This window comes from Roseomonas sp. 18066, assembly GCF_902706185.1.
Lineage (GTDB): Bacteria > Pseudomonadota > Alphaproteobacteria > Acetobacterales > Acetobacteraceae > Pseudoroseomonas.
Map to the genome: position 1 here is coordinate 1 of NZ_CACSJM010000119.1, position 20,523 is coordinate 20,523.

General features: G+C 71.1%; 20 protein-coding genes and 1 pseudogene. 12 read left to right on the top strand and 9 right to left on the bottom strand.

Annotated elements, in window-relative coordinates:
* Both GVN67_RS21250 and bcp read left to right on the top strand, forming a co-directional pair.
* Nucleotides 1–2,949 (top strand): bifunctional [glutamine synthetase] adenylyltransferase/[glutamine synthetase]-adenylyl-L-tyrosine phosphorylase, encoded by a 2,949-nt coding sequence (locus tag GVN67_RS21250; protein WP_159999334.1) that lies wholly within the window; start codon nt 1–3, stop codon nt 2,947–2,949.
* Nucleotides 2,946–3,416 carry a thioredoxin-dependent thiol peroxidase gene (bcp, locus tag GVN67_RS21255; protein ID WP_159999335.1) on the top strand — a complete coding sequence of 157 codons (471 nt, stop codon included), beginning with the start codon at nt 2,946–2,948 and terminating at the stop codon, nt 3,414–3,416. Before GVN67_RS21250 ends, bcp begins: the two co-directional genes overlap by 4 nt.
* Nucleotides 3,417–3,453: 37 nt before the next feature.
* On the opposite strand, the gene GVN67_RS21260 is transcribed toward bcp, so the two are convergent.
* Nucleotides 3,454–4,032, bottom strand: a complete 579-nt coding sequence (locus GVN67_RS21260) for a YqaA family protein (RefSeq protein ID WP_159999336.1) — start codon at nt 4,030–4,032, stop codon at nt 3,454–3,456.
* Between the two features lie 132 nt (nt 4,033–4,164).
* Here GVN67_RS21260 and GVN67_RS21265 point away from each other — a divergent pair, with 132 nt between their 5' ends.
* From GVN67_RS21265 to GVN67_RS21275, 3 genes are all read left to right on the top strand, one after another.
* On the top strand, nt 4,165–5,406 hold the full coding sequence (locus GVN67_RS21265; RefSeq protein WP_159999337.1) for an MFS transporter: 1,242 nt from the start codon (nt 4,165–4,167) through the stop codon (nt 5,404–5,406).
* Nucleotides 5,407–5,495: 89 nt separating this feature from the next.
* Complete coding sequence (locus GVN67_RS21270; RefSeq protein ID WP_159999338.1) at nt 5,496–5,831, top strand: NIPSNAP family protein; 336 nt, start codon at nt 5,496–5,498, stop codon at nt 5,829–5,831.
* 32 nt (nt 5,832–5,863) lie between these two features.
* Nucleotides 5,864–6,826, top strand: coding sequence for a tripartite tricarboxylate transporter substrate binding protein (locus GVN67_RS21275; protein ID WP_159999339.1), 963 nt, complete (start codon nt 5,864–5,866; stop codon nt 6,824–6,826).
* A gap of 52 nt (nt 6,827–6,878) precedes the next feature.
* Here GVN67_RS21275 and GVN67_RS21280 read toward each other — a convergent pair whose 3' ends face one another.
* The 5 genes from GVN67_RS21280 to GVN67_RS21300 all read right to left on the bottom strand — a co-directional run bounded on the left by GVN67_RS21280 (nt 6,879) and on the right by GVN67_RS21300 (nt 12,968).
* A complete protein-coding gene (locus tag GVN67_RS21280; RefSeq protein ID WP_159999340.1) occupies nt 6,879–7,343 on the bottom strand; it encodes a heme-binding protein in 465 nt (154 codons plus the stop codon).
* 35 nt (nt 7,344–7,378) lie between these two features.
* Nucleotides 7,379–9,727, bottom strand: coding sequence for a xanthine dehydrogenase family protein molybdopterin-binding subunit (locus GVN67_RS21285; RefSeq protein ID WP_159999341.1), 2,349 nt, complete (start codon nt 9,725–9,727; stop codon nt 7,379–7,381).
* A gap of 264 nt (nt 9,728–9,991) precedes the next feature.
* Nucleotides 9,992–10,393: a MarR family winged helix-turn-helix transcriptional regulator gene (locus tag GVN67_RS21290; RefSeq protein ID WP_159999342.1), complete on the bottom strand. Its 402-nt coding sequence runs from the start codon at nt 10,391–10,393 to the stop codon at nt 9,992–9,994.
* Between the two features lie 102 nt (nt 10,394–10,495).
* Nucleotides 10,496–11,914 carry a M17 family metallopeptidase gene (locus GVN67_RS21295; RefSeq protein ID WP_159999343.1) on the bottom strand — a complete coding sequence of 473 codons (1,419 nt, stop codon included), beginning with the start codon at nt 11,912–11,914 and terminating at the stop codon, nt 10,496–10,498.
* Between the two features lie 82 nt (nt 11,915–11,996).
* A complete protein-coding gene (locus GVN67_RS21300; protein WP_159999344.1) occupies nt 11,997–12,968 on the bottom strand; it encodes a Gfo/Idh/MocA family protein in 972 nt (323 codons plus the stop codon).
* A gap of 147 nt (nt 12,969–13,115) precedes the next feature.
* Between GVN67_RS21300 and GVN67_RS21305 the strand changes: the two genes are divergently transcribed.
* The 4 genes from GVN67_RS21305 to bfr all read left to right on the top strand — a co-directional run bounded on the left by GVN67_RS21305 (nt 13,116) and on the right by bfr (nt 16,193).
* A complete protein-coding gene (locus GVN67_RS21305; protein WP_159999345.1) occupies nt 13,116–13,517 on the top strand; it encodes an OmpA family protein in 402 nt (133 codons plus the stop codon).
* Nucleotides 13,514–15,349 (top strand): DNA helicase RecQ, encoded by a 1,836-nt coding sequence (recQ, locus tag GVN67_RS21310; RefSeq protein WP_159999353.1) that lies wholly within the window; start codon nt 13,514–13,516, stop codon nt 15,347–15,349. Before GVN67_RS21305 ends, recQ begins: the two co-directional genes overlap by 4 nt.
* Nucleotides 15,350–15,409: 60 nt before the next feature.
* On the top strand, nt 15,410–15,601 hold the full coding sequence (locus tag GVN67_RS21315; RefSeq protein ID WP_159999346.1) for a bacterioferritin-associated ferredoxin: 192 nt from the start codon (nt 15,410–15,412) through the stop codon (nt 15,599–15,601).
* A 100-nt stretch (nt 15,602–15,701) separates the two neighbouring features.
* On the top strand, nt 15,702–16,193 hold the full coding sequence (gene bfr, locus GVN67_RS21320) for a bacterioferritin (protein ID WP_159999347.1): 492 nt from the start codon (nt 15,702–15,704) through the stop codon (nt 16,191–16,193).
* Nucleotides 16,194–16,274: 81 nt separating this feature from the next.
* Here bfr and GVN67_RS21325 read toward each other — a convergent pair whose 3' ends face one another.
* The 3 genes from GVN67_RS21325 to GVN67_RS21335 form a co-directional block, all read right to left on the bottom strand.
* Nucleotides 16,275–16,793 (bottom strand): cysteine dioxygenase family protein, encoded by a 519-nt coding sequence (locus GVN67_RS21325; RefSeq protein WP_159999348.1) that lies wholly within the window; start codon nt 16,791–16,793, stop codon nt 16,275–16,277.
* Between the two features lie 12 nt (nt 16,794–16,805).
* Entirely contained in the window at nt 16,806–17,489 is a 684-nt protein-coding gene (locus tag GVN67_RS21330; protein WP_159999349.1) for a GntR family transcriptional regulator, read from the bottom strand.
* A 151-nt stretch (nt 17,490–17,640) separates the two neighbouring features.
* Nucleotides 17,641–18,657: a polyprenyl synthetase family protein gene (locus GVN67_RS21335; RefSeq protein ID WP_408906360.1), complete on the bottom strand. Its 1,017-nt coding sequence runs from the start codon at nt 18,655–18,657 to the stop codon at nt 17,641–17,643.
* Between the two features lie 179 nt (nt 18,658–18,836).
* On the opposite strand from GVN67_RS21335, the gene GVN67_RS21340 reads away from it, so the two are divergent.
* The 3 genes and pseudogenes from GVN67_RS21340 to GVN67_RS21350 form a co-directional block, all read left to right on the top strand.
* Nucleotides 18,837–19,049 carry a DUF2007 domain-containing protein gene (locus GVN67_RS21340; RefSeq protein WP_159999351.1) on the top strand — a complete coding sequence of 71 codons (213 nt, stop codon included), beginning with the start codon at nt 18,837–18,839 and terminating at the stop codon, nt 19,047–19,049.
* Nucleotides 19,046–19,798: a tRNA1(Val) (adenine(37)-N6)-methyltransferase gene (locus GVN67_RS21345; RefSeq protein ID WP_159999352.1), complete on the top strand. Its 753-nt coding sequence runs from the start codon at nt 19,046–19,048 to the stop codon at nt 19,796–19,798. Before GVN67_RS21340 ends, GVN67_RS21345 begins: the two co-directional genes overlap by 4 nt.
* Nucleotides 19,799–19,858: 60 nt before the next feature.
* Nucleotides 19,859–20,523, top strand: a pseudogene (locus tag GVN67_RS21350) (hypothetical protein); the annotation flags it as partial.

Genomic DNA, 20,523 nt, shown 5'->3' on the forward strand with positions numbered 1-20,523 from the left:
CTGCCCGCCGCCCTGCCCGCCCCTTATGACCGCGCCGCCGCCGCCCGGCTGGTCGAGGCCTTCGCCCAGCGCGGCAGCGGCGAACGCGCCTATGCCGAAAGCCCGGCCGGCATCGCGCTGTTGGGCGCGCTGGGCGGCCACAGCCCGTACCTGGCCGATCTCGCCGAGCGCGAGAGCGCCACGCTGCTGCGCTTTGCCGAACGCGGCGCGGAGGAAGCCTTCGCCCTGGCCCTCGACCCCCTGGGCCGCGCCGATCCGGATGCGCCGCGGACGGCGGTGGCCGCCCTGCTGCGCCAGGCCAAGCGCCAGGCGGCGCTGCTGATCGCTGCTGCCGACCTGTCCGGGCAATGGCAGCTCGACCGGGTCACCGGCGCGCTGTCGAGCCTGGCCGAGGCCGCCATCGACTATGCCTGCGCGCATCTGCTGCGCGAGGCGGCGGCGCGCGGCGAGCTGCGGCTGCCACGCGGCGGCGTCCGCGACCCGCGCGGCGTGGCGCGCGGATCCGGCCTGGTGGTGCTGGGGATGGGCAAGCTCGGCGGGGGCGAGCTGAATTATTCCTCGGATATCGACCTCATGGTGCTCTTCGACCCGCTGGCCGCCGCCATCGAGGCGGAACGCGCGGGCAGCATCTATGTCCGGATCGCGCGCGACCTGGTCAAGCTCATGGAGGAGCGCACCGCCGGCGGCTATGTCTTCCGCACCGACCTGCGGCTGCGCCCCGACCCGGCGGCGACCCCGCTGGCGGTCGGCATCCCGACCGCCATCTCCTACTACGAATCGATGGGGCAGAACTGGGAGCGGGCGGCGATGATCAAGGCGCGGCCGGTCGGCGGCGACCGCGCGCTGGGCGACAGCTTCCTGACCGAGATCCGCCCCTTCGTCTGGCGCCGGCACCTCGACTTCGCGATGATCGCCGATATCCACGCCATCAAGCGGCAGATCCATGCGGCGCATGGCGGGCGCGGCGCGCATGCCCAGGTGCAGGTCGCCGGGCATGACGTGAAGCTGGGTCGTGGCGGCATCCGCGAGATCGAGTTCACCACCCAGGTGCTGCAGCTGATCTGGGCCGGGCGCGACCCAGGGCTGCGCGACCCGACGACCCTGGGCGCCCTGGCGGCGCTGGCCGGGGCCGGCCGCATCGACCGCCGGGCGGCGGCGGATCTCGCCGATGCCTATGTCTTCCTGCGCGATGTCGAGCACCGGCTGCAGATGGTGGCCGACCGCCAGACCCAGCGCCTGCCGGAGGATGAGGAAGGCCTGGCCCGCATCGCCAGCTTCATGGGCTTCGCCGGCACCGCGGAATTCGCCGCCCGGCTTACCGGCCACCTGAACCGGGTGGAGCAGCATTACGCGCAGATGTTCGAGCGCGAGCCGGCGCTCGGCCTGCCCGCCGGCGACGAGGCCGCCAGCCTGTCGCTGCGCTTCTCCGGCACCCGCGACGATCCGGAGACCCTGGAGGTGCTGGGCCAGATGGGCTTCGCCAGCCCGACCAGCATCGCCGCCATGCTGCGCGGCTGGCTGCATGGCCGGCCGCGTGCCACCCGCAGCGAGCGGGCCCGCGAATTGCTGACCCTGCTGATGCCGGCGCTGCTGGCCGCCTTCACCCGGCAGCGGGAGCCGGATGCGGCGCTGGCGCGCTTCGATGCGGTGCTGACCCAGATGCCGGCCGGCGTGCATATGTTCTCCCTGTTCCAGCGCAACCCGGCGCTGCTGCAGCGCGTCGCCGGCATTCTGGGCGCAGCGCCCGCCCTCGCCAACCATCTCGCGCTCAACCCCGCCTCGCTCGAAGGGTTGCTGGCCGGCAGCGGCCCGGGTGGCGCCGCCGCGGTGCTGCCGGCGCTGCTGAAGGAGGCGCGGCATTTCGAGGAGGCGCTGGACGGCGCCCGCCGCCTGGTGACGGAAGGCAAGTTCGAGATCGATGCCGCCGGGCTCGAGGCCGCGATCGACGCCGATGCCGCCGGCGCCGCCCGCAGCGCCCTGGCGGACGCCGCCATCGCCGCCCTGCTGCCCCATGTCGCCAGTGAATTCACCGCCCGCTTCGGCAAGGTCAAGGGCGGGTCGCTGGCGGTGGTGGCGCTGGGCAAGCTGGGCGGGCAGGAGATGCTGCCGGGCTCCGACCTCGACCTGGTGCTGATCTACGACCATCCAGAGGCGGTGTCGGAAAGCGCCGGCGGGCCGCGCAGCCTGCCGGTCAGCACCTATTACGGCCGGCTGGCGCAGCAGATGGTCGCCGCCATCACCGCGCCCGGCGCCGAGGGCAAGCTCTACGAGGTCGACATGCGGCTGCGGCCGACCGGCAACAAGGGCCCGGTCGCGACCTCGCTCTCCTCCTTCCTGCGCTACCATGCCGAGGATGCCTGGACCTGGGAGCGCATGGCGCTGACCCGCGCGCGCTGCGTCGCAGGCCCCCCAGGGCTGCGCCGCCGCATCGGCAGCGCCGTGCGCAACGCCATCATCAGCCATGCCGGGGAGGCCGCCATCGCCGATGCGGTGGCCATGCGCGCCCGCATGCTGCGCGAGCTGCCGGCCGACGGGCCCTGGGACATCAAGGCCATGCCCGGCGGCATGATCGAGGTGGAGTTCATCGCCCAGGCGCTGCAGCTGGCCCATGCCAAGCGCCACCCGACCATCCTGGCGCCGACCACCCGGCTGGCGCTGGGCAAGCTCGGCCGCGCCGGGCTGCTGCCGCCCGAGGAGGCGGAGCTGCTGATCGGCGCCGACCGGCTGTGGCGGACCATGCTGGGCCTGCTGCGGCTGACGCTCGGCCCCTGGAAGCAGGAGGCGCTGCCGGCGGCCACCGCCGCGGCGATGCTGCGGGCGACCGCGCCTTTGCTGGGCCAGGCGGCGGTTGACGTGGCGGCGTTGCGCCAGCAGATGCGAGAGCAGGCCGGCCAGGTGCGCGCCATCTTCGAGCGCCGCCTGGGCCCGCTGACCGGAGGAGCAGCATGAGCAGCATTGCCGAGGGCGCCGCGGCGCCGGATTTCGACCTGCCGGCCAGCGGTGGCCGCCGCGTCTCGCTGGCGGCGCTGAAGGGCGCGCCCTTCGTGCTGTATTTCTACCCCAAGGCCGACACCCCCGGCTGCACCACGGAGGCCTGCGACTTCCAGGAAGCGTTGCCGGCTCTCGGCGCGACGGGGGTGCAGGTGATCGGCGTCTCGCCCGACCCGATGGGCCCAATCGAGAAATTCGCCAAGAAGCACGACCTGACCTTCCCGCTGGCCTCGGATGCCGAGAAGCAGGTGGCCGAGGCCTATGGCACCTGGGTCGAGAAATCGATGTACGGGAAGACCTACATGGGCATGGAGCGGGCGACCTTCCTGGTCGACGCCGAGGGCAAGGTCGCGCGGATCTGGCGCAAGGTGAAGGTGCCGGGCCATGCCAAGGCGGTGAAGGAGGCGGTGGCCGCGCTGGGCTGACGACACGGCTCTGAGGCGTCGGGCGGCCGCCCTCGCCTCAGAGCAGCTTCAGCGCCGCGAAGCCGGCGACGATGGCGAGGGCGACCAGGGTGGTGATCAGCGTCAGACGCTTTTCCACGAAGGCGCGCACCGGGGTGCCGTAGCGCCGCAGCAGCGCCGCCAGCAGGAAGAAACGCAGGCCCCGGGTGACGATGCTGGCGACCAGGAAGATCCAGGGGTCGAAGGCGGCGGCGCCGGCGGCGATGGTGACGATCTTGTAGGGGATCGGCGTCAGCCCCTTGATCAGGATCACCGCCGCGCCCCAGCGGTCGAACCAGGCGCGGAAGGTCTCCAGCGCCTGGGCATGGCCATAGGCGACGAGGATCGGCTGCGCCACCGCCTCGAACAGGAAATAGCCGATGCCGTAGCCGAGCAGCCCGCCGAGCACCGAGGCGATGGTGCAGATGGCGGCGTAGCGGAAGGCGCGGTCCGGCCGCGCCAGGCACATCGGCAGCAGCATGGCGTCGGGCGGGATGGGGAAGACGCTGCTCTCCGCGAAGGAGACGGCGGCCAGCCAGCGCTCGGCATGGCGATGCGCGGCGAGTCGGAGGACGCGGTCATACAGGGCGCGGAGCATTCGCCCCCTTCCCATGCTTTCGGCGAGGGGACAATGCCCCCGGGCATGCGCGCGGCGGGCTTGCCTCGGCGACGGCGGCTCCGCATTCTCCTCCCCCGCGCGGCATGCCGGCGCGGCTGGAGGAAATCCGCAATGTCCGCCCCGCCCCCCTCGCCCGCCGCCGATACCGGCCGGCGCGTCTCGCCCATGATGATCCTAGTGATCGGCGCCGTGCTGACGGCGGCGCTGGCCATGGGGCTGCGGCAGTCCTTCGGCCTGTTCCTGGCGCCGATGACCGCGGCCAATGGCTGGAGCGCCAGCGGCTTCGCCCTGGCCATCGCGCTGCAGGTGCTGGTCAACGGCATCTCGCAGCCGATCTGCGGACAGATCGCCGACCGGCTGGGCGGGCGCGTCGTCATCATGGGCGGCGCCGGGCTCTATGCCCTGGGCACGTTGGGCATGGCCCTGTCGGACGGGCTGCCGCAATTCACCTTCTTCGCAGGCCTCGTCATGGGCGTCGCCGTCTCGGCGGCCGGCATGCCGGTGATCATGGCCAGCATGACCCGGCTGCTGCCGGAGAGCCAGCGCGGGCGGGCAACCGGGCTGGGCACCGCCGGCTCCTCCTTCGGGCAGTTCCTCGTCGTGCCGCTGGCCGGGCTCGGCATTGCCGGCTTCGGCTGGCAGAGCGCGCTGCTCCTGATGGCCGGCGCCGCGCTGCTGATGATCCCGCTGGCCCTGCCGCTGCAGGACCGGCCGGCGCCGCCGGTGCTGCGGCATGGCCAGGCGGCCGAGGAAAGCGCCGGGGCGGCGGTGAAGCGGGCGCTGCGCAGCAGCTCCTTCTGGTGCCTGTTCTTCGGCTTCTTCGTCTGCGGGCTGCATGTCAGCTTCCTGTCGGTGCACCTGCCCGGCTTCGTCGCCAGCTGCCACCTGCCGAGCTTCGTCGGCGCCGGCGCCATCAGCCTGATCGGGCTGTTCAACGTGGTCGGCTCGCTGGCCTCGGGGGAGCTGACGCAGAAATGGCGGCGGCGGGAGCTGCTGGTGCTGATCTATGCCGGCCGCGCGGTGCTGATGGCGGTGTTCTTCGTCGCGCCGAAGACGACGGCGACGGTGCTGGCCTTCTCGGCGGTGATGGGGGTGCTGTGGCTGTCGACGGTGCCGCCGACGGTCGCGCTCTGCGCCCGCAACTTCGGCACGCGCTGGCTGGCGACCATCTTCGGCATGGTCTTCCTCGGCCACCAGGTCGGCGGTTTCACCGGCGCCTACCTCGGCGGGCTGATCTTCGACCGCACCGGCAGCTACGACCTGATGTGGATGATCGGCATCCTGGCGGCGGTCTTCGCGGCGCTGATCCACCTGCCGATCCGCGATCCGCGGCCGGTGCCGGCGGCGGCCTGACAGTCCCCAGGCGGGCCGTTCCGATCCCGGGACGGCTTGCCGACCAGGGCCGCGCCGCCCATGCTGACTTCCGTCAGGGAGGACAGATCATGCTCATCGACCACCGCACCTACATTTGCCGTCCGGGCACGCTGAAGAAGCACCTCGCGATCTACGAGGCCTATGGCAAGGCGCCGCAGACCAAGCATCTGGGCCAGCCGGTCGCCTTCCTGACCACGGAAAGCGGCAATGTGAACACCTATGTCCATATCTGGGCCTATGCCGACGCCGCCGACCGCGCGACCAAGCGCGCCGCCATGCAGGCCGACCCGGACTGGATCGCCTATCTCGAGAAGAGCGCCGAGGCCGGCTACCTGGAGTTCCAGGAGAATCGGCTGATGCTGCCGGTGGGCTTCATGCCGCCCCCTGTTCGCGCCGGCGGGTAAGCCCCGCCGCGCTTCAGGGAGAAAACAAAAAGATGTCCAGGATCGCGAAGGCCGGGCGCTGCCTGGCCATGATGGCGGCGGCGCTCGGCATGGCCGGCGCCGCGGCCGCGCAGGATGCCTATCCGAGCCGCACCATCCAGATGATCGTGCCCTATCCGCCGGGCGGCAACACCGACCTGATGGGGCGGGCGCTGCAGACGGAGCTGTCCAAGGCGCTGTCGCAGACGGTGGTGATCGTCAATCGCGGCGGCGCGGCGGGGGCGATCGGCGATGCCGAGCTCGCCCGCGCCCGGCCGGATGGCTACACGATCGCGCTGTCCCCGAACAATCCGCTGACGGCGCAGCCGCATCTGCAGCAGCTGACCTATGGCGTCGACAGCTTCCGCTACATCTGCCTGGTCTATGACAATCCGCAGGTGCTGGTGGGCGGCCGCAACGCGCCGTTCCAGGACATGGCGGGGATGCTGAAGACCGCGCGCAGCGGGCAGGAGGCGCTGGTCTTCGGCACCCCGGGCCAGGGCAGCACGCAGCATATCCTGCTGGCAGCGCTGTTGCGGCTGGCGAAGACCGACGGGCTGCATGTGCCCTTCACCGGCGCCGGGCCGATGAGCCAGGCGGCGATGGGCGGGCAGATCATGGCCTTCGTCGAGAGCCCGTCGATCCCGGCCGCCACCGGCCTGCCGGTGCTGGCGGTGTTCGGCGCCAGCCGGCTGCCCAACCTGCCGCAGGTGCCGACGACGCAGGAGCTGGGCTTGCCGGTGCTGGGCAGTTCGGCGGGCGGGCTGATCGCGCCGGCGGGCCTGCCCGAGGCGGCGGCCAAGGTGCTGGAGCAGGCCTGCGAGGTGGCGGTGAAAAGCGAGGGCTTCCGCGTCGCCGCGGAGCGCCTGAATAGCGTGCCGGCTTTTCTGAGCGGCCGTGCCTTCCAGGAGCGTTTCCAGGCCGAGAGCCGGGAGAACCAGCGGCTATTGCAGGAGCTCGGCCTCGGCCGCCAATAGTCAGAAAGAAGATGGGGGTCCGGGGGAATTCCTTCCCCCGGCCTTGCTTTGCTTACTCAGGATCCCCGGTATCCGCGACCAGCCCAACCGCCTCGATCCCCGCGACCGCACAGGCTTCGTCCTTGTCCGAGGCGTCACCGGAGATGCCGACAGCCCCCAGCACGGTCCCCTGCGCATCCCGCACGAGAACACCGCCAGGCACCGGCACCGCACGCCCCCCACAGAGATCAGAGAAAGCGTTCATGAAGCCCGGCATCTTGGCCGCGCGGCGGGCGAGCTCGCGCCCGCCGAAGCCCAGGGCCATGGCGCCGAAGGCCTTGCCGGTCGCGATCTCGGGGCGCAGCAGGCTGGCGCCGTCCTCGCGCAGCAGCAGCTTCGGCTGCGCCGCCTGGTCGAGCACCACGACGGTCAGCGGCGCCAGGCCGAGCTCGCGGCCCTTGGCCAGGGCGACCTCGCCGATGCGGGAGGCGAGGGCGAGGCTGATCCCGGGGGCGAAGCCGATCGGCGGATTGGGCATTCTTGCTTCCTTGTCGTTTCAGGCTGGATCGTGTGTCAGGCGGGGTTGAGGGCGCGCCAGATGACCTCGGGCGTCGCCGGCATGTTGATATGGGTGACGCCGCGGGCCGAGAGCGCATCGACCACGGCGTTCATCACCGCGGGCAGCGAGCCGGCGCAGCCCGCCTCGCCGCAGCCCTTGGCGCCGAGCGGGTTGGTCTTGGCCGGCACGGCATGGCTGGCGAAGTGGAAGCTCGGCACGTCGGAGGCGCGCGGCAGGGCGTAGTCGGAATAGGAGCCAGAGAGGAGCTGGCCGTCCTCGCTGTAGGAGACACGCTCCATCAGCGCCTGGCCGATGCCCTGGACGATGCCGCCATGCGCCTGGCCTTCCACCATCAGCGGGTTCACGATGACGCCGAAGTCGTTGACCGTGACATACCGGTCGAAATGCACGGTGCCGGTTTCCGGGTCGATCTCGACCTCGGTGATGTGGCAGCCATTGGGGAAGGCCATCGGCGCTTCCTGGAAGATGTGCTGCACATCCAGGCTGACGGGCACGCCTTCGGGCAGGCCGGTGGCCTGGCGCAGGCGGGCGGCGAGCTCCATCAGCCCGACGCCGCGGTCGGTGCCGGCGATGAGGAAGCGGGCGCCGCCCTCGGCATGCGGCTCGAAATCAAGGTCGGCCTCGGCGGCCTCCAGCAGATGGGCGGCGGCGGCGCGGGCCTTCTCCACCACCTTGGCCGAGGCCTCGATGATGGCGGCGCCAGAGGCCATCAGCGACTTGGAGCCACCGGTGCCGCCGCCGGTGATCAGCTGGTCGGAATCGCCCTGCAGCAGGCGGATGCGGTCGAAGGGCACGCCCAGCGTCTGGTGCAGCACCTGGGCGAAGGGCGTCCAATGGCCCTGGCCGTAGTCCAGCGTGCCCGTGATGATGGTGACGGCGCCATCGGCCTCGAAGCGGATGCCGCCCATCTCCTTGGCCGGGGGGGCGGTGCATTCGAGGAAATTGCCGACGCCACGGCCGCGCAGCAGGCCGCGCTCGGCGCTGGCGGCCTTGCGCGCGGCATAGCCGTTCCAATCCGCCTCCTGCATGGCGCGCTCGAGCAGGGAGGAGAATTCGCCGCTGTCGTAGCTGGTGCCGGAGGCGGCGGCATAGGGCAGCTGATCGGGGCGGATGTGGTTGCGGCGTCGGAGCGCGATGGGGTCGATGCCCATCTCGGCGGCGGCCGTCTCGATCAGCCGCTCCATGAAGTAGTTGCCCTCGGGGCGGCCGGCACCGCGATAGGCGGCGATCGGCGTGGTGTTGGTCACCAGGCAGCGGGTGGCGACCTCGATGAGCGGCGTGGTGTAGTTGCTCTGCACGTTGCGCACGAAGTTCATCGTGCCCATCAGCGGCCCGACATTGGCGAGGTAGCCGCCCATGTTGGCGAAGCTGGTCAGGCGGACGGCGAGGAAGCGACCCTCGGCATCGAGGGCCAGCGCCCCCTCCACCTCATGGTCGCGGCCATGCATGTCGGAGAGGAAGCTGCCGGTCCGCTCATCGGTCCACTTGACCGGCCGGCCAAGCGCCTTGGCCGCGTGCAGCAGGCAGATATATTCCGGATAGACCGAGGCCTTCATGCCGAAGCTGCCGCCAACATGGCCGGTCAGCACATGCACCTTCTCGACCGGCACCTTCAGCAGGTCGTTGGCCAGCGAGGCGCGCAGACCGAAGACGCCCTGGCAGCCGACATTCAGCGTGTAGCGGCCGCTTTCCGCATCGTATTCGCCGATGGCGCTGCGCGGCTCCATGGCGCAGACCACGACGCGGTTGTTGCGCAACGACAGGCGGGCGACATGGGCGGCGCCGGCGAAGGCCGCTTCTACCTTGGCCGCGTCGCCGAAATGGAAGTCCAGCACCTGGTTGCCCGGCAGGTGGTCGTAGAGCTGCGGCGCATCGGCGGCGGCGGCGGCCGAGGCCTCGGTCACCGCCGGCAGCGGGTCGATGTCGGGGAAGATGGCCTCGGCGCCGTCGCGGGCGGCATCGCGCGTCTCGGCGACGACGAAGGCGATCGGGTCGCCAACGAAGCGCACCTTGTCGAGGGCCAGCACCGGCCGCTCGATATTGGCCAGGCCCTGCAGCGGCAGGGTGCAGCGGAAGGTGCCGTAGCCGGCCTCCGCCAAGTCCTGGCCGGTATAGGCGGCGACGACGCCCGGCACCTCCAGCGCGGCGCTGGTGTCGATGCCGTTCAGCACGCCATGCGCGTAAGGGCTGCGGACGATGACGCACCAGAGCTGGCCGGGCATCTGCAGGTCGTCGGTGTAGCGCCCCTGCCCCTGCAGCAGGATCGGATCCTCGTTGCGGGGAACCGGCTGGCCGATGCCGAATTTCAGGCGGGTGGGGTCGATCGACAGGGAATCGGGCATGGCAGGACACTCCGGGGCGGCGGAAAGCGTGTCCGCCAGCCTAGAAGCATCCGCAGCATGTGGCGACCCCCGCGGGGGTCCTGCGCGCGCGCCACCGCCCGGCAGCAGGGTTTCGGCGGCGCCCGATACCACATCGTTTCTTCCAAAAAACGGAAAACGGCCCGCCGTCGAAACGAGGGGCCGCTTTGCCGATCCGGTCCTGCCGGACCCCCGCCATCGCGGGTTGTATATCACTCGCCACCACCACCGGGCGGTGGCGGGTCGTCAGCCGGCGCGGCGCGCCGCGCTCTCGGTGTTCGCCGGGACGGAAGGGGCAACGGTGCGGACGGTGTTGTCGGCCTCAACCATGATCGAGCGGATCTCGCGCAGGAAGGTCGCGCCCTTGACGGTGCGCTGCACCAGCACGCTGCGGCGATCCTGAGGATCGGTCTTGCGGCGGGCGAGATCGAGCTCACCAAGGCGGTCCAGGGCGCGGGTGATCGCCGGCTTCGACACATTCAGCGCGGCGGCCAGGCCGCGCACGGTGTGCGGACCCTCGCTCATGTAGACGGTCAGAAACACGCCCAGCTGGCGGGCCGACAGGTCGTGCCCATCGCGCCGCACCAAAGCGACCACTGTGTCCCGCAGGATGCCAATCAGTTGATCGGGAGCGTTATGAACGGGCATTTGGGGTGCATTCCCTTAGCAGAACGGGTCCGGCAGCACTCGAGGGCCGCCGGAAAGGTGAAGAAGAAGGCCGGCTACAACGCCAGCGAGCAGCATGCCGTCTTATTTGGTATGACGCGGTGCAGGTTTCGATACGACCGCGGGACCTTTCTCACTAGAGAGCAGTTTCTCTAGGCCGGCATGCAATGCCCGCATCGCTTGTGCTTCGCCGCCTTCTGGCCGGCCAGGACGCGCGGAGTCATTCCATGCATACAGATCAAGGTGACCCCATCGAATATGCTCCGGAACAAATTTCCGCAAAAACAACGCAGCAACGACCGCACCGGCCATTGGACGTGAGGCGACGTTGTTAATATCCGCGACCGAACTGTCGAGCCACGAAGCGTAACCGTCATGCAACGGCATCCGCCACAGAGGGTCCGCGACCTGCAGTCCTGCCGCGAGCAGGGTTTCGGCCAGCCGGTCGTCATTGGCGAAAAGCGCTGGAAGATCAGGGCCCAAAGCCTGACGAGCCGTCCCCGTCAGGGTGGCGGCGTCGATCAACCAGGCGGGCTCCTGCTCGCTGGCATATCGTAACAGATCAGCCAGGACCAGTCGGCCTTCGGCATCGGTATTGCCGATCTCGACCGTGATACCTGCCCGGGTGCGAATAACGTCGGAAGGATGGAAGGCGCGGTCAGAAATGGCGTTCTCGACGCAACCCACGGCCAGCAGCAACCGCATCGGCAGGCCCTGGGTCATGATCAGCTCCGCCAGGCCGATCAACGTGGCGGCGCCGCCCATGTCCTTCTTCATGCGCCGCATGCCTTCGGCGCTTTTCAGGTCCAGGCCGCCGGTATCGAAGACCACGCCCTTGCCGCAGAGCGCGACCAATGGGTCGCCCACCCGGCCCCAGCGCAGCAACGCGACGCGCGGCGGGCGATAGCTGCCCTGGCCGACGGCAGCGATGGCGGGAAAGCCATCGGCCAGCGCCGCGCCCTCGATGATCTCGACCTCGGCGCCATGGGCGCGGCCCAGGCCAGCGACAGCCTCGGCCAGTTCCTCCGGCCCCAGATCGGCGGCCGGGGTGTTGATCAGGTCGCGCACCCGCCAGATGGCGCGTGCGGTGGCAAGGGCCGCCTGCGACTCGCCCTTTAGTTGCAGACGCGCCGGCCGGCGCGCCGACTTGCGGTAGCGGCTGAAGCGGTAGGCACCCAGGCACCAGCCCAGCGCGACCGCTGCCTGCAGCCCGGCATCCTGCAGATGCCAGAGGCTGTCCTCCGGCAGGCCGAAAGCCAGCCCGCCATAGGGCCAGGGGGATTCATCAGCCTCCGTCCCAGCGCCGAGACCGAGCACCGCCCCCGCCAGCCCGCCATCTCCCGGCAGCAGGCGCAGCTCCCCGGCCTTGGCCGCGAAGCCGCTGGCGGTCAGGAAGGCGGACTGGTCCGGAGGGCGTCGCTGCAGGAAGCCAGGCAGTTCCGCGGCCGCCACGCAGTGGAGCGGCAGGGAGGCGGCGTCAGGATCGGTCTCGACAGGCAGCATCAAGCGGCTTTCATCAGGCCAGAGAAGCGGTTGACCGGTTTTGGATTTGCCTCCCGCAGCCTAGCAACGCCGCTGCGAAGATTTAGCTTCGCAGGATCGCCTCAACAATTTGTTGCACTTCCAGGGCTTCGCGCAATGTCGCGAGGCCGGCAGCGGTGTCGCCGCCCGTCAGCGCCGCCAGCTTCTGCATCTGGCCTTGCAGGACCATGGGACGCATGGCCTCGTTCGGCAAGGCATCGGGGGCCGGGCGCCAGGCACCGTCCGCCTCCAGCCGCTCGGCGAAGGACCAGTTGCGCAAGCGGATGCTGCCGGCCTCGCCGTCCAGCACCCAGCTGTTGGCCTCGTCCTCGGCGATGCGGCCGACGCTGCCCGCGAGGGTCACCGGCACGCCGCCGGCGCGCAGCTCCGCCGTGATGCCGATCTCGGCCAGGTCGCCGTCAGGATAGGTGACGGAGGCCGAGATCAGCGCCAGCGGCCCGAGTTGGCGGCGGGTCAGGAAGAGGAAGTGGGAGACCACCTCGCGGGTGAAGCCGCCCTCGGCGCGGCGGGCCAGCCAACCGGCGGCGCCATGCTGCCAGCCGCGCGGCCAGCGGCCGAAATCGGTGCGAATCGCCAGGGATCTCGGGGCGCCGACCGCGCCCGCCGTGCGCCAGGCGTTCAGCTGGGCCACCGCCGGCGAGGAGGCCATCGGGAAATTCACGCCAGCCCGGGCGCCCTGAGCCTCGGCTTCGGCGACGAAGCGCGCAGCCTCCTCCAGGTCGGTGGCCAGCGGCTTCTCCAGCAGCACGGCGCGGCCGGCGGCGATGGCGGCGCGGGCCAGCGGGATATGGGCGGCCGGCGGCGAAGCGATATAGAGCGCGTCGCAGGAATCGATGACCGCCGCGGCATCGGCCAGCAGCGGCACGCCGGGGGCCAGGGCCGCCAGCCGTTCGGCCACCGCCGGCTGCGGGTCCCAGACGCCGGACAGCCGCACCGCCGGATGCGGGAAGGCGGTGGCGACCAGCCGCTCCCCCATGATGCCGAAGCCAACGATGCCGAGTGCGATCTGGGCCATACGCCCCTCTCCCTGGAACTGGTCCGCCTCGCGGGACGGACGACGGCGCGGCTTTAGGGCCGGTCAGCCTTGCTGGCCAGCCCGGTTGACGCGGCGGGCCGCACCGCGCATCCATGCCGCATTCCCTTTGCACTGGAGACGACGCGCATGCGCCGCGTGTTCCTACTGGGCCTGACTGCCCTGCCGTTCCTGGCCGGTTGCGCCATGGTCGAGGCCCCCTCGGCCCCGCCCGTGGCTGTGGTGTTCTTCACCGAGGACAGCGCCGCGCTCGATCCGACGGCGCAGGGCATCGTCGGCGACGTCGCCCGCCAGGCGGTGGCGCAGCCCGCGGTCCCGGTCACCGTGCTGGGCTTCGCCGATCCGGATGGCGGCCGCGCCTACAACCGCGCGCTCTCCGCCGCGCGGGCCGAGAATGTCGCCGAGGCGCTGCGCCAGGCCGGGGTGCCGCCGGCGCGCATCCGCACCACCCCGCGCGGCCCGGTGCCCTTCGAGATGATGCCGCTCGAGAGCCGGCGGGTGGAGATCCGCATCGGGCAGGTGGCGCCATAACCGTCCAGGATCCCCGGTCGGAGCAGGACCCTCTCGAGGTCCTGCACCGCGTCTTCGGCCATTCCGGCTTCCGCGGCCTGCAGGAGGAGGTGATCCGCCACAGCGTGGCGGGCGGCTCCGGCCTCGTGCTGATGCCGACCGGCGGCGGCAAGAGCCTGTGCTTCCAGGTGCCGGCGCTGTGCCGGCCCGGGCTCGGCGTCGTCGTCTCGCCGCTGATCGCGCTGATGGAAGACCAGGTGGCGGCGCTGCGGCAGCAGGATGTCGCCGCCGCCGCGCTGCATTCCGAGCTCGATCCGGAGGAGGCGCGGGCGGTCTGGCGCGACCTGAACGCCGGCCAGCTGAAGCTGCTCTATGTCTCGCCCGAGCGGCTGACCAACGAGGGCACCCTCGCCCGGCTGGACGAGATGCGCATCGCGCTCTTCGCCATCGACGAGGCGCATTGCGTCAGCCAGTGGGGGCATCACTTCCGGCCCGAATACCGTGCCCTGCCGATGCTGGCCGAGCGCTTCCCCGAGGTGCCGCGGCTGGCGCTGACGGCGACCGCCGATCCGCGCACGGTGCAGGACATCCAGCGCCAGCTCGGGCTCGAAGACAGCCCGCTGTTCCGCGCCAGCTTCGACCGGCCGAACATCATGATCGGCGCGCTGGCCCGCGACCAGGAACGCGGCCAGCTGCGCAGCTTCATCAAGCGCGCCGGCGACAGCAGCGGCGCAGGGCTGATCTATTGCGGCACCCGGCGCAAGGCGGAGCAGACGGCCGAATGGCTGCGCGCCGACGGCCAGGACGCGCTGGTCTTCCATGCCGGGCTGGAGCCGGCGGAGAAGCGCGCGGCGCATCGCCGATTCGCCCGCGGCGACGCGGTGGTGATGGCGGCGACCATCGCCTTCGGCATGGGCATCGACCGGCCGGACGTCCGCTACGTCGCCCATACCGACCTGCCGAAAAGTCCCGAGAGCTGGTACCAGGAGATCGGCCGCGGCGGCCGCGACGGGCTGCCGGCCGAGGCGCTGCTGCTCTACGGCGCCGGCGACATCGCGCTGGCCCGGCACCGCATCCAGGAAAGCGGCGCCAGCGACGAGCAGAAGCGCGTCGAGCGGCAGCGGCTGGACGCCATGGTCTCGATCGCCGAGGCCTCCACCTGCCGCCGCCAGATCCTTTTGCGCTGCTTCGGCGAGGCGGCGCCCGATCCCTGCGGCCGCTGCGACATCTGTCTCAACCCGCCGAAGCTCTTCGACGGGACGGTGCCGGCGCAGAAGCTGCTATCGGCCGTGCTGCGGACCGGGCGGCGCTTTGGCGCCGGCCATGTCATCGACGTGCTGATGGGCAAGACCACGCCGAAGGTCACGCAGTTCGGCCACGACCAGCTGCCGACCTTCGGCGTCGGCCGCGACCTGCCGGAATCCGCCTGGAAGGGCATCGCCCGCCAGCTGGTGGCGCAGGGCGCGCTAGACGTCGTCGTCGAGAACCATGGCGAGCTGGTGCCGACCGAGGCCGCCCGCCCGATCCTGAAGGGTGAGCAGCAGGTGATGCTGCGGGAGGAGCTGGTCTCCCCCCTCACCCCGGCCGGGCGCAGCCGGGCGCGGCCGGCGCTGCCGGTGCTGGGCAATGCCTCGGCCGATCCGGTCTTCGCAGCGCTTCGCGACTGGCGGCGCAAGACCGCGGCGGCGCAGGGCGTGCCCTCCTATGTCATCTTCCAGGACCGGACCCTGGCCGAGATCGCCGGCGCCCTGCCGCGCGACCTGGATGCGCTGGGGCAGATCTCGGGCGTCGGTACCACCAAGCTGGAGCGCTACGGCGACGCCGTTTTGCGGGTGTTGCGAGAGTGCGAATGACTTGCAACTCGAATTGAGAATGGGTATCAACGGGCATCCTCTTCCGAGCGGTGCCCCTGCATGTATGTCTGCCTCTGCAACGGACTGACCGACGCCCAGATCCGCGGCGCCATCGCCGCCGGCGCCAGCCGGCCGAAGGAGGTCTATGCCGCCTGCAACTGCAATGCGCAGTGCGGTTGCTGCACCGGCACCATGCTGTCGATCATCCGCGACCAGCCGGCCCCGGCAAGCGAGATCTCTGCCGGCAATTGAGACCGCCTCTCACTAGCATTATCAAGCAAAAACAATAGCTTGACCTGCGAGAGCAGAATCGGCACCTTCCGCCCCGAGAAATCGGGACGGAGTGCCGACCATGCTGCGTGACCCCAAGGTCATCGAGTTCCTCAACACCCAGCTCACCAACGAGCTGACCGCCATCAACCAGTACTTCCTGCATGCCCGCATGCTGGACAACTGGGGCGTGACCAAGCTCGGCAAGCACGAGATGGCCGAATCCATCGAAGAGATGAAGCACGCGGATGAGCTGATCAACCGCGTCCTCTTCCTCGGCGGCCTGCCGAACGTCCAGCGCCTGAACCAGATCCTGATCGGCGAGAGCGTCGAAGAGGTCCTGCGCTGCGACCAGAAGCTGGAGGAGAAGGCGATCGGCGACCTGCGCGATGGCATCGCCCATTGCGAGGCGGTTCGCGACTTCGTCTCCCGCGACCTGATGATGCGCATCCTCATCGACGAGGAGAAGCATGCCGACTTCGTCGACACCCAGTTCGAGCTGATCAAGCAGATCGGCATCGCCAAGTACATCGCGCTGAACAGCGACGCCGCCCCGGACCAGGGCAAGGAATAAGCCGGCCGCAAGGCTCGAACGCGAAAGGCCCGGGGGATCCCTCCCCCGGGCCTTTTTCATGTCCGCGTCACGGCTGCCGCGTCAGTGGGCGTAGACCAGGTTCACGTCGTCGCCGAAGCGCTCGAAGGCCACGCCATAGACGTGGATCGAGATGGCGTCGCAGCCGCCCAGATTGGCCAGGCGATGGATCTGGTCGGGGTCGGCCGGGCCATGGCTGGTGGCGCCGCTCATCCGCAGCAGGCTGCCGGTCTGCACCGGCCGCCCCGCCGCATCGGCCTGGTAGAAGCCTTCCGTCAGCATGCCGCGATAGACGCCGAGCGCGCACCAAGTGCGATGCGCATGCACCGGGCTCATCTGCCCCGGGCGCCAGGCCAGCGCGACCACGGCATAGCCGCCGGCCGGGTCGGCATGCAGCAGGTGGCGGACATAGCGGTCGGGATTGCAGGGACAGGCCTTGCCGGCCAGCAGGTCCGGGCTGGCCAGATGACCAGCGATGGCGGCGGCGACCAGGCCAGGCCGCTCGGCCGGGTCAGCCGCGGCGGCGGTGGCGATATCGGCCAGCATGGCGGCCAGCGCGTCGCGCGGGGCGATGAAGGACATGGCGCAGCTTCCTCAGAGGACCATGGCGGATTCGGGGGTGGTCAGCGCCGCCAGCACCATGGCGCGCGAGGCGGCGACCTGCTGGCGCATGATGCTGCCGGCATCCTCGGCGCGGCCGAGGGCCAGCGCCTCGATCAGCGCGTGGTGCTCATGCGCCATCTCGCCGGTGCGGTCGCGGCGGCGCAGGCCCAGCGCCAGCATGCGCGTGCTCTCATCCAGCAGCCGGTCGACCTGGCGGGCCAGCCGGCCATTGCCGGAGAGCTCGGCCACCGCGACATGGAAGGCCTTGTTGGCATCGAGGAAGGCATGGGTGCTTTCCTCGTCATCGGGGCGGTAGCCGCAGGCGCAGACGGCATCCAGCCGGCGGAGCTCCCCGGTGTCGACCCGGCCAGCGGCACGGCGGGCGGCCTCGGGCTCCAGCATCAGCCGCAGGTCGAAGACCTCATGGATGTCGCGGATGGTGACCAGGGAGACGATCCAGCCTCGCCGCGGCACCGCCTGGACCAGCCCTTCCTCGGCCAGCCGGGCCAGAGCGGCGCGCACCGGCGCCTTGCCCAGCCCCAGCAGCTGCGCGGCCGAAGCCTCGCTCAGGGTCTCGCCCGGCAGCAGGCGGGTGGTGACGATTTCCCGCCGCAGCGAGGCCACCGCCTGCTCGGTCAGGGAGGGCGCCGGCTCGATCGGCGTGAGGATAGACATGACAGAGCGATTCCCATGTCGCTGACATGTCACAACCAATAAGCCGCCTCGGACCGGTCCGGCAAGTCAAAACCCAGGCCGTGGCAGCCTCGATGCAAGAAGGGCCGGAGCTTGCGCCCCGGCCCTTCATCGCTTCGTTTGAAGGCGGAATTCAGCGCGCGCGGGCGATGCAGAATTCGACCACGCCGGTCAGCGCCGCCTTCTCCGGACAATCGGCAAAGCCGTCCAGGGCCGCGATGGCCAGGTCGCCATAGTGGCGGGCGCGGAGGATGGTGTCCTCGATGGCGCGGTGGCGGCCCATCAGGGTCAGCGCCTCGGCCAGGTCGCTCTCCTTCTGGTCGCGCTCCTCCAGCACCCGGCGCCAGAAACCGCGCTCGGTCTCGTTGCCACGGGCGAAGGCCAGCAGCACCGGCAGGGTGATCTTGCCCTCGCGGAAATCGTCGCCGACCGTCTTGCCCAGCTTCTCCTGCGCGGCCGAATAGTCCAGCGCGTCGTCGACCAGCTGGAAGGCAATGCCCAGGTTGCGGCCATAGCTGTCCAGCGCCTCGGCCTCGGCCTTGGGGCGCTCGGCGACCACGGCACCGACCCGCGTCGCGGCGGCGAAGAGGGCGGCGGTCTTGCCCTCGATCACGTCCAGATACTGCGCCTCGGTCGAGGTGGTGTCGTTCTGGATGACCAGCTGCAGCACCTCGCCCTCGGCGATGGTGGCGGCGGCGCTGCAGAGGATGTCGAGCACCTCCAGCGAGCCGTCGGCGACCATCAGCTGGAAGGCGCGGGCGAACAGAAAGTCGCCCACCAGCACGCTGGCCTGGTTGCCGAAGACGGCATTGGCGCTGGCCTGGCCGCGTCGCAGGTCGCTCTCGTCGACCACGTCGTCATGCAGCAGCGTGGCGGTGTGGATGAACTCGACGCAGGCGGCCAGGCCCACATGCCGCTCGCCGCGATAGCCGCAGAGCCGCGCTGCGGCCAGCGTCAGCAGCGGGCGCAGGCGCTTGCCGCCGGCCGCGATCAGATGCGCCGCCAGCTGCGGGATCAGTTGCACCGGGCTCTGCATCCGCGCGATGATCAGGCGGTTGCAGGCCTCCAGGTCGTCGCGGACCAGGCCGACCAGCGCGGTCAGCGCATCCTCGGCATCCGGGCGCGCGTCGCCGGCAGCCAGGGGGGGCACGGTATTCTGGGTCGCGTCCTGGGGCGCGGTGCGCGTCGGCGCGGCGGGAAAGCTCACGCGGCCATTGACCTCTGTGCTGGGGCGGGCACCATAGCCACCGGGGTCCGGGGCAGCAAGGCGCCGCCGCCGCGTCCCGTGCCCGGGGCCGCCCCGATCGCCGTCCCTGGAGTGTGCCGCCGATGCGGATAGTCGCCGAGAGCGCCGACCCGATCCGCCTCTCCTTCCTGGCCGCCCTGCTGAACGATGCCGGCATTCCCAGCCTGCAGCTCGATGTCCATGTCAGCGCGCTGCATGGCGGTATCGGCGCCTTTCCGCGCCGGCTGGGCGTGGCCACCGAGGACCATGCCCGGGCCCTGGCCGTGCTGCGCCAGGCCGGCCAGATCAAGCCGTGACAACGATCGTCGAGGCGGGCTTCACCGACGACAGGCTGCTGGGCGGCGCGGTGCGGCTGCGCCAGCCGCGCGGCGGGCTGCGCGCCGGGCTGGATGCCGTGCTGCTGGCCGCGTCCATCCCCGTCCGCGCCGGCCAGACCGTGCTGGAGGGCGGCTGCGGCGCTGGCCCTGTCTTTCTGTCTGTGCTCGCGCGGCAGCCGGATCTTCGGGTCTTCGCCGTGGAACGAGAACCGGCCCTGGCGGCGCTGGCGCGTGAGAACGCCGCGCTGAACGGCTTCGCTGGCCAGGTGACGGTGATCGAGGGCGACATCGCCGACCCGACCCTGCTGCGCGATCTGCCGCAGCTGGACCATGCCTTCGCCAACCCGCCCTACTGGCCCGATGGCAGCGCCCCGCCCGAGGCGCTGCGTGCCGGCGCCACGCATCATGGCGAGGGTCCGTCGCTGGCCGACTGGGCCAGGGCGCTGGCCCGGCCGCTGGCGCATCGCGGCAGCCTGACCCTGGTGCTGCCGGCCAGCCGCTTCGCCGAGGCCGCGGCCGGGCTGCGCGCCGCGCGCTGCGGCGAGGTTTTCCTCCAGCCGCTTTGGCCGCGCGCCGGGCAGATGGCAAAGCGGATGCTGGTCCAGGGCCGGCGTGGCGGGCGCGGCCCGGACCGGCTGCTGCCTGGGCTGGCGTTGCATGAAGGCGAGGGCTGGTCGCCGCAGGCCGCTGCCCTGCTCGAGGCGCCGCGGCCGCTGGCCTGGTGCTGATCCCGCCCGCCGCGGTGCAGCGATTGCGCCGCTTCCGGCGCTGCTTTACGAGGTGACGCCATGAGCGCCGATCTGGACCCTGCCCTCGACGAAGCCGATCCCGACGTTCTGCTGGCCGCCGCCGACCGGCGCCGCGACGCCGCCGCCTGGCAGGAAGCCGCCCGGCTCTATGGCCGGGTCGTGGCGCTGCGGCCCGAGGCCTGGTCGCTGATGGTGCAGGAAGGCCATTGCCTGAAGGAAGCCGGCTTTATCGCCGAGGCCCTGGCCCGCTACCTGGCCGCCGAGGCGCTGGCGCAGGACGATGCCGACCTGCAGCTGCAGATCGGCCATGCCCACAAGATGCTGGGCCATCGGCCGGAGGCGGCGCAGCGCTATGCCAGGGCCGTGGCGCTGGATCCGGGCAATGCCGATGCCTGGCGCGAGGCCTCGGCCACCGCCGCCTGGCTGGACGAGCCGCCGGCCGGGCAGATGCTGCCCGACCTGCTGGCCAGCATGGAAAGCCGCGCGCCGGCCGCGCCGGAGCCAGCGCCCGCGCCGCCGCCCCTGGCCTTCACGCCCGAGCCACCGCCGCCGCTGCCGGAGCCGATCCTGGCGCCTGCCGCCCTGCCGCCCGAGGCGCCGGGCCAGCATGCCGTCGAATTGCCCTCGCTGCTGGACCCGGAGCCGGCGCCGAGCGCCGTCGCCCTGCCGCCGCTCTTCGGCGGCGACCCGCTGCCGGCCCCCGC